This window comes from Amnibacterium sp. (assembly GCF_051956055.1).
In the GTDB taxonomy this organism is placed as follows: domain Bacteria; phylum Actinomycetota; class Actinomycetes; order Actinomycetales; family Microbacteriaceae; genus Amnibacterium.
Genome location: NZ_JBQCGC010000086.1, coordinates 20,661 through 34,814 on the forward strand (window position 1 = coordinate 20,661; position 14,154 = coordinate 34,814).

The 14,154-nt window shown below is 72.9% G+C and carries 14 protein-coding genes; 7 read left to right on the forward strand and 7 right to left on the reverse strand.

Features of this window, described 5'->3' with window-relative positions; genetic code table 11:
- Window positions 1-43: 43 nt before the first annotated feature.
- The 4 genes from ACTHLI_RS12585 to ACTHLI_RS12600 all read right to left on the reverse strand — a co-directional run bounded on the left by ACTHLI_RS12585 (window position 44) and on the right by ACTHLI_RS12600 (window position 4,004).
- Entirely contained in the window at window positions 44-1,462 is a 1,419-nt protein-coding gene (locus tag ACTHLI_RS12585) for an FtsX-like permease family protein (RefSeq protein WP_440184151.1), read from the reverse strand.
- Window positions 1,459-2,205: an ABC transporter ATP-binding protein gene (locus ACTHLI_RS12590; protein WP_440184153.1), complete on the reverse strand. Its 747-nt coding sequence runs from the start codon at window positions 2,203-2,205 to the stop codon at window positions 1,459-1,461. Before ACTHLI_RS12590 ends, ACTHLI_RS12585 begins: the two co-directional genes overlap by 4 nt.
- A 186-nt stretch (window positions 2,206-2,391) precedes the next feature.
- Window positions 2,392-2,994: a GNAT family N-acetyltransferase gene (locus ACTHLI_RS12595; protein ID WP_440184156.1), complete on the reverse strand. Its 603-nt coding sequence runs from the start codon at window positions 2,992-2,994 to the stop codon at window positions 2,392-2,394.
- Entirely contained in the window at window positions 2,991-4,004 is a 1,014-nt protein-coding gene (locus ACTHLI_RS12600; RefSeq protein WP_440184159.1) for an N-acetylglucosamine kinase, read from the reverse strand. Before ACTHLI_RS12600 ends, ACTHLI_RS12595 begins: the two co-directional genes overlap by 4 nt.
- A gap of 104 nt (window positions 4,005-4,108) precedes the next feature.
- On the opposite strand from ACTHLI_RS12600, the gene ACTHLI_RS12605 reads away from it, so the two are divergent.
- From ACTHLI_RS12605 to nagB, 7 genes are all read left to right on the forward strand, one after another.
- Entirely contained in the window at window positions 4,109-5,092 is a 984-nt protein-coding gene (locus tag ACTHLI_RS12605) for a MurR/RpiR family transcriptional regulator (RefSeq protein ID WP_440184161.1), read from the forward strand.
- Complete coding sequence (locus ACTHLI_RS12610) at window positions 5,089-5,847, forward strand: sugar isomerase domain-containing protein (RefSeq protein WP_440184164.1); 759 nt, start codon at window positions 5,089-5,091, stop codon at window positions 5,845-5,847. Before ACTHLI_RS12605 ends, ACTHLI_RS12610 begins: the two co-directional genes overlap by 4 nt.
- Window positions 5,848-5,879: 32 nt before the next feature.
- On the forward strand, window positions 5,880-7,295 hold the full coding sequence (gene ngcE / locus ACTHLI_RS12615) for an N-acetylglucosamine/diacetylchitobiose ABC transporter substrate-binding protein (protein ID WP_440184167.1): 1,416 nt from the start codon (window positions 5,880-5,882) through the stop codon (window positions 7,293-7,295).
- A complete protein-coding gene (locus ACTHLI_RS12620; protein ID WP_440184170.1) occupies window positions 7,292-8,290 on the forward strand; it encodes a carbohydrate ABC transporter permease in 999 nt (332 codons plus the stop codon). Before ngcE ends, ACTHLI_RS12620 begins: the two co-directional genes overlap by 4 nt.
- Before the next feature lie 2 nt (window positions 8,291-8,292).
- The gene (locus ACTHLI_RS12625) at window positions 8,293-9,180 is read left to right on the forward strand and encodes a carbohydrate ABC transporter permease (RefSeq protein ID WP_440184173.1); all 888 of its coding nucleotides are present in this window, start codon (window positions 8,293-8,295) and stop codon (window positions 9,178-9,180) included.
- Window positions 9,181-9,295: 115 nt separating this feature from the next.
- Window positions 9,296-10,735, forward strand: a complete 1,440-nt coding sequence (locus ACTHLI_RS12630; RefSeq protein WP_440184176.1) for a glycoside hydrolase family 3 protein — start codon at window positions 9,296-9,298, stop codon at window positions 10,733-10,735.
- Window positions 10,736-10,743: 8 nt separating this feature from the next.
- Entirely contained in the window at window positions 10,744-11,535 is a 792-nt protein-coding gene (gene nagB, locus ACTHLI_RS12635) for a glucosamine-6-phosphate deaminase (RefSeq protein WP_440184187.1), read from the forward strand.
- 105 nt (window positions 11,536-11,640) lie between these two features.
- Here the strand turns inward: nagB and nagA are convergent, their stop codons facing one another.
- From nagA to ACTHLI_RS12650, 3 genes are all read right to left on the reverse strand, one after another.
- On the reverse strand, window positions 11,641-12,783 hold the full coding sequence (nagA, locus tag ACTHLI_RS12640) for an N-acetylglucosamine-6-phosphate deacetylase (protein WP_440184178.1): 1,143 nt from the start codon (window positions 12,781-12,783) through the stop codon (window positions 11,641-11,643).
- Between the two features lie 38 nt (window positions 12,784-12,821).
- The gene (locus ACTHLI_RS12645; RefSeq protein ID WP_440184181.1) at window positions 12,822-13,763 is read right to left on the reverse strand and encodes an HNH endonuclease family protein; all 942 of its coding nucleotides are present in this window, start codon (window positions 13,761-13,763) and stop codon (window positions 12,822-12,824) included.
- Window positions 13,764-13,826: 63 nt separating this feature from the next.
- On the reverse strand, window positions 13,827-14,154 hold a 328-nt coding region (locus ACTHLI_RS12650; RefSeq protein ID WP_440184184.1), incomplete at its 5' end, for a hypothetical protein.

Consider the following 14,154-nt stretch of genomic DNA (forward strand, 5'->3'; position numbering starts at 1 on the left):
GCGCGGAGGGCCGCAGAAACCCCTTCGAAATGAACCGAGCGGGCTACTCGACCGCGAGCGCCACCACCGGTGACACGGCATTCGCCCGGCGGGTCGGCACGACCGAGGCGACCACCGCGAGCACCCCGCTCGCGACCACCACGCCGACGACGAGCTGCACCGGCACCGTCGGAGGGAAGTACCCGCCGATGTGCCCGTCGGAGGACAGGGCGGTCAGCGCCGCCGCCCAGCCGTACAGGACACCGAGCACCAGCCCGCAGACCGCGCCGGTCAGGGTCAGCTGCAGGCTCTCCAGCAGCACCATCGTGCGGACGCGGGACCGGTCGAGTCCGACGGCCCGCAGCAGCCCGATCTCGCGCCGACGCTGGAGCACGCTGAGCGAGAGGCTGTTGACCAGGCCGACGGCGGCGATCGCGAGCGAGAAGCCGATGAGCACGCCCAGCACCCCGAGCACGAGTGTCACGAACGCCGTGTCACTCGCGGCGGCCTGCGGTCCGGCGGTCGCGGCCACCGCACCCGCCTGCGTGCCGAAGCAGGCCGCCGCCACCGAGAACATCGTGACCAGGGTGACCCCGATCACGAGGCTGACGGCGGACCTGGCACTCCGCTCCGGGTGCCGGAGGGCGTTGCCGCGGGCGAGCACCGCGGCCGCCGAGCCGCCGAACAGCCGCCCGGTCAGGCGGAGGATCGGCGGGAGGAAGGTGCTCGATCCGAGCACGAAGCCGAGGAAGCTGAGCGCGCCGCCCGGCGCGGCGACGAACAGCCCGAAGGGCGTGCGAGCGCCGATCGCGACGCCCGCGACCAGCAGCGCGAGACCGATCCCCACGCAGCTGCCGACCAGTGCCCGCGGGCTCCTGCGACGCAGCTCGGCGATCGACGCCTCCTGCCCGGCCCCCGTCGCCTCGAGGGGCGTCGTCGTGGACACCCGCCGCGAGCCGAACCAGGCCGCGCCGGCCGTGGCGACGACGGCGATCAACGTCGGCGCGACGAGCAGCGGGGTCATGAGCGGCGAGGGGGCCGGGACGAACGTGCCCGCGGCGGTCAGGACGCCGACGAGCGCCGCGACGACGGCCAGCCCGATGGCCGTGCCGAGCACGCCGCCGACGGCGCCCACCACGACGCCCTCGACCGCAACCCCGCGCCGCAGCACGCGGCCCTCCGCCCCGAGCAGCCGCAGCAGGGCGATGCGCCTGGACCGCGCAGCCATGACGATGCCGAAGGTGTTCGCGATGACGATGCAGGAGACGAAGATCGCCACGAACAGGAACACCGAGCCCAGCACGTCCAGGAGGAGCCGCACGAAGCCGTGCGCGAGGAACCCGCCCGCGGCCGACTGGCTGCCGAGCACCCGGTCGGTCTCGATCACGATCGTCGCGAAGATCGCGCCGATCGTCGTGACGATGAGGGTCGCGATGTGCTGACCAGGAGCTGCGCGAAGCTCGCGCAGGCTCAGCCTGATCATCGGGCGGCCGCCAGCGCGAGCACCATCTCCGACAGCGTCGAGGCGTCCGTGCGCCCGACGTCGTGCACCACCGCGCCGTCCGAGATGAAGAGCACCCGATCCGCGTGCGCGGCGGCGCCGGGGTCGTGTGTCACGAGCACCACGGCCTGATCGTGCTCGCGCGTGGCGCGCTCGAGCAGCGTGAGCACCTCCCGTCCGCTCCGGGAGTCGAGGTTGCCCGTGGGCTCGTCGGCGAAGATCAGCCGCGGTCGGATCGCGAGCGCGCGGAGGATCGCGACGCGCTGCTGCTGGCCGCCGGACAGCTGGTGCGGGCGCCGGTCGAGCAGCCGCCCGATGCCGAGATCGACGGCACGCTCGAGGATCCAGGCGTGGTGCTCCCGCGAGGGCTTCGTGCCACCGAGCTCGAACGGGAGCAGCACGTTCTCGAGCACCGTCAGCGTGGGAACGAGGTTGAACGCCTGGAACACGAAGCCGACCTCCTGCCGCCGGAGCGCGGTGAGGCGGCGGTCGTCGAGGCGGGTGATGTCGAGGTCGTCGTAGAGCACCTGACCGGAGGTCGGGGTGTCGAGCCCCGCGAGCAGGTGCATCAGCGTGGACTTGCCGGAGCCGCTCGGCCCCATGATCGCGGTCATGCGGCGCGGCTCGATGTCGACCGTCACGCCGCGGAGCGCCTCGACCTCGGCGCCTCCGCTCCCGTACACCTTGCGAAGCGCCCGTGCGCTGACCGCTGCGGCTCCCTGCATCCCGTCCTCCTCAGCCTGCGGGCTCGCGGCGGGCCGCGCGCGGCCTCGCACCGGGTCCGAGATTCGGCACCGGAGGCGGAGGAACCAATAAGAAACGCGAACGAGCTGGTGCATTTCGAAGGGGTTTCTGCCGCCCGGAGGGCCGCAGAAACCCCTTCAAAATGAACAGGGCCAGGTGCGGAGGGCTCAGCTCGTGGTGGGGCGCCCCATCCAGACCGTGCCGTCGTCGCGCTGCAGCTCCGCGAAGCCGAGGTGCGTGTAGAGCCCGATCGCGTTCGTGTTGTCCCTGCCGACGCCGAGGTGCACCCCCGGCACGCCCGCCGACCGCAGCCGCTCGACCAGGTCGTCGATGAGGGTCCGGGCGAAGCCCCGGCCCCGGAGGCGGTCGAGGAAGTCGATGTGCAGGTGCGCGGGGAACGCCCCGAGCAGGGCAGGAGGGGAGGCGGGCGGCGTGACGAGGAGCGCCGCGGTCTCCCGGTCGGCGGGGGAGAGGGCGGGGTCGTCGATCCGGTGCTCGGCCCGGAGCGGGGGCCACCAGGACGTCGCCGCCCACCGCTCGAAGGCCCCGGTCGACGGGACCCCGAGCAGGTAGCCGGCGACCCCGTGCGTGTCGACGACGACCCGGCACCACTCGGGCGCGAACGCGAGGTACGGGCCGGCCCAGACCTGACCGAGCAGCTCAGGGGAGGGCCGCCCCTCCGCGATCCGCTCAGGGGTGAAGCCGGTCTCGAAGCAGACGCGGTAGACGCCGGCAGTGTCCGCGAAGCGCGGTGCGCGGATCGTGCTCACGCCCGCGCCTGCCGGCCTGCGAACGCCGCCGCGGCCTCGCCGATCCCGGCTCGCAGCCGGTCGAACCGGTCCGCGGTGACCTCCACGCCGCCGGTCCGGAGCGCGAGCACCGCTGCGCCGACCAGGCCGTCGTCGACCGTCGCGGGCGTCCTGCCGCCCGCGGCGCCGAGGAGCGGCGCGACGAGGTCGGCGGGCAGGCTGAGCACGCCCTGCACGAGGACGCTGCCGCCGAAGACGAGTGGCCCGGACGGCTGCTCGGTCCTGACGCGGTGCAGCAGCCTGGTGAGCGCGTCGACCGCGCCGCGCAGGATCCCGTCGGCGATCGGATCGCGGCCGCTCAGCTCGAACACGAGCGGCGCGAACATCGACAGCTGCACGGGTCGCAGCGCGTAGAGCCGGTGGATGAGCTCGGAGAGCACGATCGGGCGGCTGTCCCGCGTCCCCGGCCGCTCCTGCAGATCCAGCCGGCGCAGGATCGCCGGGGTCAGCGCGGTCGCCGGGCCGCCGTCGAGGTCGTCGACCACGGCCCGCGCGGCGAGGTGCCCGATCCAGAAGCCCGACCCGGAATCGCCCAGCAGCCAGCCCGTCCCGTCGACGGTGCGGACGAGCCGGCCGTCCCGGATCGCGCCGCCGATCGCCCCGGTGCCGCTGATCAGCGCCGCGCCCTCGGTCTCCGGCGTGCCGGAGGCGAAGAGCGCGAGCAGGTCGCCCGCGCGGGAGACGCCCGCGGCGACGCCGAGCGCCCCGAGACGCCGCTCGATGCCCGGCTGGTAGTCGGCGTGGCCCCCGGCGTGCGCGACGAGGACCTGCTCGACGGACGCCGGATCGCCGTCGGCCGCCGTGAGCGCCTGCGCGACGGCGTCGCCGACCGCGGCAGCGGCGGGATCGGATCCTGCGGAGGTCGGGTTGCCGCCGGCCGCGCGCCCGTAGCCGAGGCAGCGCCCCTCCACGTCGACCAGGACGGCACGGGTCGAGGTGCCTCCGGCGTCGACCCCGAGGAACTCACGCATCGTTACTTGAACGAAACACGAACGGCACGTGACGAGCCTATGGTGAAAGCAGATCTCGGGCGAAGGCGCCTGACGATGAAACAGATTCTCATGAGGAGCGACTTGTGACGGAAACTGCTCCACCGCCGCTCGAGGTCGATGACGACGCCCCGGCGACCGCGGTCGGGAACAGGATCAGGGCTCGCTGGGACGAGCTGCCCGCCGCCACGCTGCGGGTCGCGCAGGTCGTGCTGGACGAGCCGCGCCTGGTGCTGGAGCTCCGCATCGATGAACTCGCCGAGCGGGCCGGCACGTCGCCCGCGACGGTGACGCGGTTCTGCCGCCAGATCGGCTACCCCGGCTATGTCGCGCTCCGGATGAGCGTCGCGACGGAGGTCGGCCGCAGCTCCGCCCTGCCTGGAGCGGTCGACATCGGCAGGGCCTTCGGACCGGACGACACCGCGGAGGAGGTCCGCAGCGCGCTGCTCGCCGGGGCGACCAGGAGCATGCAGCAGACGGCGGACTCGCTCGACCTCGTCCTGCTGCGCCGCGTCGCGGAGGCGCTCGTGGCGAGCCGGCACGTGGACCTGTACGGGGTCGGGAGCAGCGCGCTCGCCGCCGAGGCGCTCGCGACCCGGCTGTACCGCATCGGCGTCGCCTGCAACGTGTGGTCGGAGGTGCACGCCGGGCTCACGAGCGCGGTGGTGCAGGACGAGCGATGCGTCGCGATCGGCTACTCGCACACGGGCCGCACCGCCGAGACGATCCAGATGCTGCGGGCAGCCGCCGAGACCGGCGCGCTCGCGGTGGCGATCACGAACGACCCGACCTCGCCCCTCGCGGGCGTCGCCGCGATCGTGATCCAGACCTCCGCGTTCGAGCAGTTCCTGCAGCCGGACGACCTCGCCGCCTACTACAGCCAGGTCTACGTGAGCGACCTGCTCTACGTGCTGACCGCCCAGGTCGACTTCGCCCGGACGAGCCGCCACCTCGCCGCCTCCGCGCTCGCCGTGAGCCCGCACCGGGCAGGCGGCGTCGTCGCCCGGCTGCCCGGCGACGCGGGCCCCGGCCGACCGAACCGCACCCCGAGAAGAAGGAACCACGCATGACCCAGTTCACGACCGCCGTCCACGACTTCTCCGAGGCGGTGCGCACGCGGCTCGCGGCGCTCGAGCAACAGGCCGCCGCCGGCGGCTTCGACGCCGCGATCGACCTCATGACGAAGGCCATCGAGGACGGCGGGGTCGTGTACGCGTTCGGCACCGGGCACTCGGAGGCGTTCGCGATGGAGATCGCCGGCCGTGCGGGCGGCCTGATCCCGACCAAGAAGGTCGCGCTCCGCGACCTGGCGCTGGCCGGATCGCTGCCGCTGTCCGAGCTGAAGGGCGCCAACCTCGAACGGAACCCCGACGTCGCCGACGAGCTGTTCGCGATCGCCAAGGTCGGCCCCCACGACGTCGTCCTGATCGCCTCCAACTCCGGCGTGAACGGCTCGATCGTCGGCTTCGCGCTCGCGGCGAAGCGGGCCGGCAACAAGGTGGTCGCGGTCACCTCCCTCGACCACACCATGCAGGTGCAGCCCAAGCACCCGAGCGGGCAGCGCCTCCGGGACATCGCCGACGTGACGATCGACAACCTCGCCCCGTACGGCGACGCGTCGATCACGATCGGGGCGGACGTGCCGGTCGGCGCGGTCTCCTCCATCACCGCGGCGTACATCGCCCAGATCCTGACGCTCGGGGTCGCCGAGCGCTTCGTCTCCGGAGGGGACACCGCTCCGCTCTACCTCTCCGCGAACATCCCCGGCGGCGACGAGCACAACGTCGCCCTCGAGGAGCAGTACGGCATCTCCCGCTTCGCCTGACCATCACCACCACAGCACCGGAAGGAACACACATGAACGACCTCAAGCCCACGTTGCAGCGGAGGGACTTCCTCCGCGGCGCCCTCGCCTTCGGCATCGGCGCGCCGCTCGCGGTGACGCTCGCCTCGTGCGCCGCAAGCGGGTCCTCGACCGGCAACGGCTCGTCCGCCGGCGGCGCGAAGAGCGCCACGAACCCCTTCGGCGTCGCGGCCAAGTCGACGGTCGCCGCCACGATCTTCAACGGCGGCTACGGCTACGACTACGTGCAGTACGCCGCGGACGTGATGAAGAAGCAGAAGCTCGGCGTCAGCGCGACGGTGAGCCCCGCGACGAACATCGCGCAGACCCTGCAGCCGAAGTTCGTCGCGGGCAACCCGCCCGACCTCGTCGACAACTCCGGCGCCAACGCGATCGGCATCTCCACGATCCGCAGCCAGCTCGCGGACCTGTCCGACGTGCTCGCGGCGAACAACTACGAGGGCAAGAAGATCAGCGACACCCTGTACACGGGGGTGACCAAGCCGGGCACGCTCGACGGCAAGTTCCTGATCCTCAACTACGTCCTCACCGTGTACGCGATCTGGTACTCGAAGTCCCTGTTCGACGCGAACGGGTGGACGGTGCCGAAGACGTGGGCGGAGGCGTACGACCTCGGCGTCAAGGCGAAGGCGAAGGGCAAGTACCTCTTCGTCTGGGGCAAGGAGGCGGCGACCTACTACCAGACCCTCGCGATCGCCTCCGCGATCAAGGAGGGCGGCGACGAGGTGCGGCTCGCGCTCGAGAACCTCGAGTCCGGGTGCTGGTCGAAGCCGGCCGTGCAGGCCGTGTTCCAGGGGATGAAGAAGATCATCGACGCCGGCATGTTCAAGCCAGGCGGCGCGGGCACGCAGTTCACGGCGGCGCAGGCGCAGTGGTCCAACGACGAGGACGCGCTGCTCTACCCCTCCGGGTCCTGGATCGAGAACGAGATGAAGAAGCAGACGAAGTCCGGCTTCCAGATGACGGGGGCGCCGGAGTTCACCGTCACCTCGAGCTCGTCGATGCCCTACGAGGCGATGCACTCGACCGCGGGCGAGCCGTTCATCGTGCCGTCGAAGGGATCGAACGTGGCGGGCGGCAAGGAGCTGCTGCGCGCGATGCTCTCGAACGAGGCGGCGACGAACTTCGCGAAGACCCGGCTCACGCCGACGATCGTCAAGGGCACCGTGCCCGCGGACGGCTTCGGCTCGACCGCACTCGTCTCGCAGTCGACGCTGCTCACGAACGCGGGGAACAACGTGTTCTCCTGGAACTTCGTCGACCTGTACGGGATGAACCAGGACCCGCTCGTCGTCTGGAACACGTTCCTGTCGGGCAAGTCCACGGTCGCCCAGCTGACCAAGGGCCTGCAGGACATCACCGACAAGGTCGCGAACGACTCCTCGGTCACGAAGGTCAAGGTGTCGTGACCGGAGCGACCCCGTCGGTCCCGACGGCGGGCGGCCCTCTCCGGGCCGCCCGCCGGCGGCGGCGCCGTCTGACGTTCGACAAGGTGTCGTTCGCGGTGGTGTTCCTCGGCGTGCCGCTCGTCGTGTACGTCGCGCTGGTGCTGTCGCCGTTCGTGCAGGCGGTGTACTACTCGCTCACGAGCTGGAGCGGCTTCGACACGAACCAGACCTTCGTCGGGCTCGCGAACTACGTGAAGGCGTTCACCGACGCCGACTTCGTCCAGTCGATGCAGAACAGCGTCACGCTCGTCCTCGTCCTGCCGATCGTGATCATCGCCGCGGCGCTCGCGCTCGCGTCGCTCGTGACGATCGGCGGCTCCTCGAGCGGGCCCGTGCGCGGCGTCAAGGGCGGCGAGTTCTACCGGATCCTGCTCTTCTTCCCCTACATCATCCCGGCGATCGCGGTCGGGATCATGTGGAATCAGATCTACGACCCGAGCAACGGCCTCCTGAACGGCATCCTCACCACGCTGGGGCTGCAGCAGTTCGCGTCCTACCCGTGGCTCGGCGACGCCCGCACCGCGATGATCGCGACGATGTTCGTGATGGTCTGGGCCTCTGTCGGCTTCTACGTCGTGATCTTCGTCGCGGCGATCAAGGCGCTGCCCGCCGAGATCTTCGAGGCGGCGCGGCTCGACGGCGCGGGCCGGTTCCGCATCGCGACGCGCATCACCGTGCCGATGCTGCGGGCCAACATCCGCACCTCGATGATCTACACCGGCATCTTCGCGCTCGACGCGTTCGTGTTCATGTCCGCCCTGAACGCCGGGGGCGGCCCGCAGAACTCGACACTCGTGATCTCGCAGGAGCTGTTCAAGACCGCGTTCACCAAGGGCCAGTTCGGCTACGCGTGCGCCATGGGCGTCGTGCTCGCCGGGATCACCCTGCTGTTCGCGGCCGTCGTCTTCCTCGTCGACCGCCTGACCGGCGGCCGCGAGGACCTGTCGGAGGAGTGACCATGGCCACCGAGATCGCCGTCCCGACCGTCCTGACGCGCACGCGCCGCAGGACCGTGCCGACCGGCGAACGCGTCACCGGCGGGGTGTCGCAGGCCGTCCTGATCGTCTGCGCCGTCGTCGTGATCCTGCCGTTCCTGTGGACCGTCATGTCCTCGTTCAAGACGAGCAAGCAGGTGCTGCAATCGCCGTTCACGCTGCCGGACACGCTGCACTTCGAGAACTACGCGAACGCGTGGACGCAGGCCGGCATCGGGCAGTTCTTCGCGAACACCCTGATCGTCGTCGGCGGCGCGCTCGTGCTCACGATGGCGATGGGGTCGATGTGCGCGTACGTCCTCGCGCGCTTCCGGTTCTTCGGCAACCGCCTCATCTACCTGCTGATGATCGCGGGGCTCACGTTCCCGATCTTCCTCGCGATCGTGCCGCTGTTCTTCATCCTGAAGTCGCTCGGCCTGCTCGGGACGCTGCCGGGGCTCGCGATCACCTACTCGGCGTTCGCGCTGCCGTTCACCGTGTTCTTCATGGTCCCGTTCTTCCGGGCGCTGCCCGCCTCCGTCACCGAGGCGGCCGCGATCGACGGCGCGGGGGAGTGGCGCACGTTCTTCTCGATCATGGTGCCGATGGCGCGGCCCGCGATCTCGACCCTGGCGATCCTCAACTTCGTGGGGCTCTGGAACCAGTTCCTGCTGCCGGTCGCCCTGAACCCCGATCAGCGCAAGTACGTGCTCACCCAGGGGATGGCCTCGTTCGCGGGGACGGCCGGGTACTCGATCGACTTCGGCGCGCTGTTCGCGGCGGTCGTGATGACGATCGTGCCGGTGCTCATCGTCTACCTGGTGTTCCAGCGCGCGCTGTCCGGCTCCGTCGTCATCGGCGCCGACAAGTGACCGTTCGCGGATCCGGAGATCCTTCGCGGATCCGGAGGAATCGGGCGACACGCCGGTCGGCCGGCGCGTCCGCCGGGGTGTCGCGCAGGATCTCCGGATCCGCGAGCAGCGCGGCGTGACGGAGGAGGTGCGGCGGCTCGCCGCCGGGGTGCTGCTGCCCGGGTTCGTCGGGACCGAGCTGCCGGAGGGGCTCGCGTCGCGGCTCGAGGCGGGACTGGCGGGTGTGTGCCTGTTCGGCGCCAACGTTCGGGACGTGCCGCAGGTCCGGGCGCTCACCGACGCGATCCGCGCCGTGCGGCCGGAGGCGGTCGTCGCGATCGACGAGGAGGGCGGGGACGTCACCCGCCTCCACATGCCCGAGGGGTCGCCCGAGCCCGGCAACGGCGTGCTCGGCCGCATCGACGACGAGGCGCTCACCGCCGCCTCCGCGCGCGCGATCGGCCTGGAGCTCGCCGCCGCGGGCGTCTCGCTGGACCTCGCGCCGACGGTGGACGCGAACACGAACCCGGACAACCCGGTCATCGGCGCGCGCAGCTTCGGTGCGGACCCGGCGCTCGTCGCCCGGCACGGCGCGGCCTGGATCCGGGGCCTCCAGTCCACGGGCGTGGCGGCGTGCGCGAAGCACTTCCCGGGCCACGGGGACACCGCCGTCGACTCGCACCTGGGCCTGCCCGTGGTCGATCGGCCCCTCGGGGCGCTCCGCGACCGCGAGCTGATCCCGTTCGTCGCCGCGATCGGTGCAGGCGTCGCGGCCGTGATGACCTCGCACCTCCTGCTTCCGCGGCTCGACCCGGACGCGCCCGCGACGATGAGCCGCCGCATCCTCACGGGGCTCCTGCGGGAGGAGCTCGGGTTCGGCGGGGTGATCGTCACGGACGCGCTCGACATGGCGGGCGCGAGCGGGCGGATCGGGATCCCCGCCGCCGCCGTCCGTGCGCTCGTCGCCGGCGCGGACCTGCTGTGCCTCGGCCGGGAGAGCGAGCCCCATCTCGAACCGGTGCTCGACGCGATCGTCGCCGCGGTCGACTCGGGGGAGCTGCCGCTCGAGCGGCTCCGCGACGCGGCCGCGCGGGTGCGGGCGCTCGTGCGGCCGAGCGCCGCTGCCCTGCCGCCCGATCCGCGTCCGGAGCCCGCGCGACTCGCCGCGGGGTTCGACGTGCAGCGGAGCGCCGCGGCAGCGCTCGCCGAACCCGGGGACTGGACCGTCGTGAAGCTCGACGTCGAGGCGAACATCGCGGTCGGCGTCACGGGCTGGGGGCCGTTCGCGGCCGCCGATCCGACGGTCGGCGGCCGGTTCAGCGGCTGGCCGCGGGTCGACGTCGACGCGGACGGGGACGGCCCGGTGCCCGTGATCGACGGCCGCGTGCTCGTCATCGGCCGGGACATCCACCGGCACCCGCACGCCCGTGCGGTGGTCGACCGCCTCCGGGCCGCCGGACCCGTCGTCGCCGTCGACATGGGCTGGCCGTCGCCCGACCGGCGCTACGCGGACATCGCGACTTTCGGCAGCTCGCGCGCGGTCGGCGCGGCGCTGCTCACCCTGCTGACCCCGTAAGGAGGCCCCTGATGGAGATCGTGATCCTGCCCGACGGAGCGGCGGTCGGTGCGGCCGCGGCGGCCCGCATCGCCGCGGTGGTGCGGCGCCGCCCGGAGGCGGTGCTCGGGCTCGCGACCGGCTCGTCGCCGCTCGGGGCCTACGGCGCCCTCGCCGGCCTGGTCGCCCGCGGCGAGGTGGACCTGTCCCGCGTCTCCGCGTTCGCGCTCGACGAGTACGTGGGACTGACCCCGGAATCGCCGCAGAGCTACGCGGCGACGATCCGCCGCGACGCGGTCGAGCCGCTCGGGCTGGACCCGGCCAGGGTGCGGGTGCCACCGGGCGACGCCGTGGACCTCGAGGCGGGCGCGCTGGAGTACGACCGGGCGATCCGGGAGGCGGGCGGTGTGGACGTGCAGCTGCTCGGGATCGGCGCGAACGGGCACATCGGGTTCAACGAGCCGACCTCGTCGTTCGCATCCCGCACCCGCATCAAGACGCTCGCGCCGCGGACCAGGGAGGACAACGCGCGGTTCTTCGACGGCGACCTGGACCAGGTGCCGCTGCACTGCATCACCCAGGGGCTCGGCACCATCCTCGAGGCGCGGCAGCTGCTCCTCGTCGCGCAGGGGGAGGCGAAGGCGGCCGCCGTCGCCGCCGCGGTCGAGGGGCCGCTCACCGCGATGGTGCCCGCGTCGGCGCTCCAGCTCCATCCCGACGCGATCGTGCTGCTCGACGAGGCGGCGGCGTCCCGGCTGACGCTCGCCGACTACTACCGCTTCACCTACGCGCACAAGCCCGACTGGCAACGGGTGGACTGAGCCCTCCGCAGCACGGTCGGGAGCACAACGGCAGGATCGAGGAGCATCAGCAGGAATATCGGCGCGATTCCGTCCTGCTGTTGGTGCTCCTTCCTGCTGTCGTGCTCAGGGGAGGCGGGTGCCCGCGGCCCACACGGCCTCGACCTCGAGCGCGGGGGAGAGGAGGACCGCGTCCGCGGGTGCGCCGATCTCGAGTGTGCCGAGCTCGGGACGGCCGATCGCGCGCGCCGGCACCGCCGTGGCCGCCTGCACGGCCTCCGGGAGGGGGATCCCGGAGGCCACGACGGTGCGGATCGCGCCGTCCAGCGTGAGCGTCGAGCCGGCGAGGGAGCCGCTCGCGAGCCGTGCCGCGCCGTCGCGCACCTCGACCTCGAGCGACCCGAGCAGGTAGGAGCCGTCGCCCACGCCCGCGGCGGCCATCGCGTCGGTGATGAGCGCGACGCGGCCGGGCGCCATCCGGAACAGGGCGGCGACGACGACGGGGTGGACGTGCATCCCGTCCGCGATGAGCTCGAGGGTGACGGCGGATCGCTCGAGCGCGGCCCCGATCGGCCCGGGCGCCCGGTGGTGCAGCCCGGGCATCGCGTTGAAGGCGTGCGTCAGGAGGGAGGCACCCGCGTCGAACGCGGCGCCCGCGGTCGCGAGGTCCGCGACGGTGTGCCCGACCGCCACCCGGACGCCCGCCGCCACGAAGCGCGCGATCGCGTCGAGCGCGCCGGGCAGCTCGGGGGCGATCGTGATCTGCGCGATGCAGCCGTCCCCGGCCTCGAGCAGCGCGTCCACCGCTTCCGGGGTGGGCGCGACGAGCGCGGCGGGGTCGTGGGCGCCCTTGTTCTCCTGGCTCAGGAACGGGCCCTCGAGGTGGATGCCGAGCACGAGCGGATCGGCGCGCACGAGCGGTGCGAGCCCGCGCAGGTTCGCGACGAGATCGTCGACGGGCGCGCTCACCAGGGAGAGCATCGAGCGGGTCGTGCCGTGCGCGCGATGCGCGGCGAGCACAGCGGGCACGTCCGCGGCGCCGTTGCCCGCGTCCCCGCCCCCGCCGCCGTGGACGTGCACATCGACGAATCCCGGCGCCAGCACCCGGCCGCGCGCGTCGAGCACCGCGCCGGTGCGCTCGGGGGCCGGACCGGCGCCCCTGGCGGCCACGACGCCGTCCGCGAACCGGACCCACCCGGCCTCGGTGACGGAGCCCTCCGTCACGATGCGTGCGCCCGTGATGAGCAGGTCGTCCTCGTGGTCCGGCATCGGCACCTCCGCCCGCCACGCTACCGAGCCGCGCCGGGTCAGGCCGGTGACCGCCAGCGCGTCCGGGGGTCGCTCGCGGTCGAGCGGCAGACGACCCGGGTACCCGAGGCGGTACGCGCGGTGGCGCCGGACGGCGAGCAGTACGACCCGGCGCGCACGACCGACCCGCCGCTCGGCGCCGCCGAGGAGGAGGGGGACGCCGACGTCGACGACGACGTGGCCGCGGGCGCATCAGAGGACGGCGCCGCCGCGACGGCACCCGCATGCACGAGGGTCGACACAGGCGCTCGGACGTCGGGGCACGAGCGCAGCACCTGCTCCATCGCGGCCTTCTCGGCCGGCGTGACCCATAACCCGTACGCGTGCTTCACGCCGATCTGGCGCGCGACGTAGCTGCAGCGGAACGCCTTGTTCGGCGGCAGCCACGTCGCGGCATCGCCGTCGCCCTTCTGCTCGTTCGTCGGCCCGTCGACCGCGAGCAGCTCGACCGGGTCGTTCGCGAGCTCGATGCGCTTCGCCTGCGTCCAGCCCTGCGCGCCGGTCTGCCAGGCGTCGCCGAGCGGCACCACGTGGTCGATCTGCACGGCGCTGCTCGTCCTCGCCCCGCGGGTGAACCGGATCGTCGACCCGGTGTACGGGTCGTGCAGCACCCCGGAGCGGACGGTGCAGCGGGTCCCCGTCACGTCCACCAGGTCCCGCCGGAGGACGTCGTCGCGCGTGTCGCAGCCGTTCCGGTCGACGTCGAGCCAGGCCGCGCCGAACCGCTCCGTCCGCACGTATCCGGTCATCGGCGCGCGTCCCTTGACCTGCAGCGTGGCGAGCACCGCGAGCGCGGAGGAGCCCTTCGGCGCCGTCGTCGCGCTCGGCGAACCCCAAGCCCCGCCCCGGGCGGCGATGCTCGCGAGCACGGCCGCCGCGATGAGCACGACGAGCACGAGCGGCGCCGCGACGAGCGCGGAACGTCGGGCGCGGGAGGGCATACTCCGATGCTCGGGGGCGCGCCGCGGAGAGCGGCGGCGCCGCGCCGGACGTGCAGCGGCGCCTCAGCGCACGAACGCGACCGTCAGGGTCCAGACGGTGTCCGCGGGCGCCTGCACGGTGATCCAGCGCGGGGGAGCGCCCCGGTAGTCCATGTCGTCGGCACGGGTGGACTCGAAGCGGTCCCGCGCCGGCCTCGCCGCGACGACACGGCGGTAGGAGGTCCAGTCCCGGCGCGTCTCGAGCACCGCTGCCGTCCAGCCGACGGGCCGGTGGTCGGTCGCCGAGAGCACGACCGCGAGCCGGCCGCCGTCGAACGACGCGCCGGTGACGTCGAGCGCGACGACCGCGCTCCCGTTCCCCTCCACCCGCAGGGCGGGTCGCAGCGCCCCG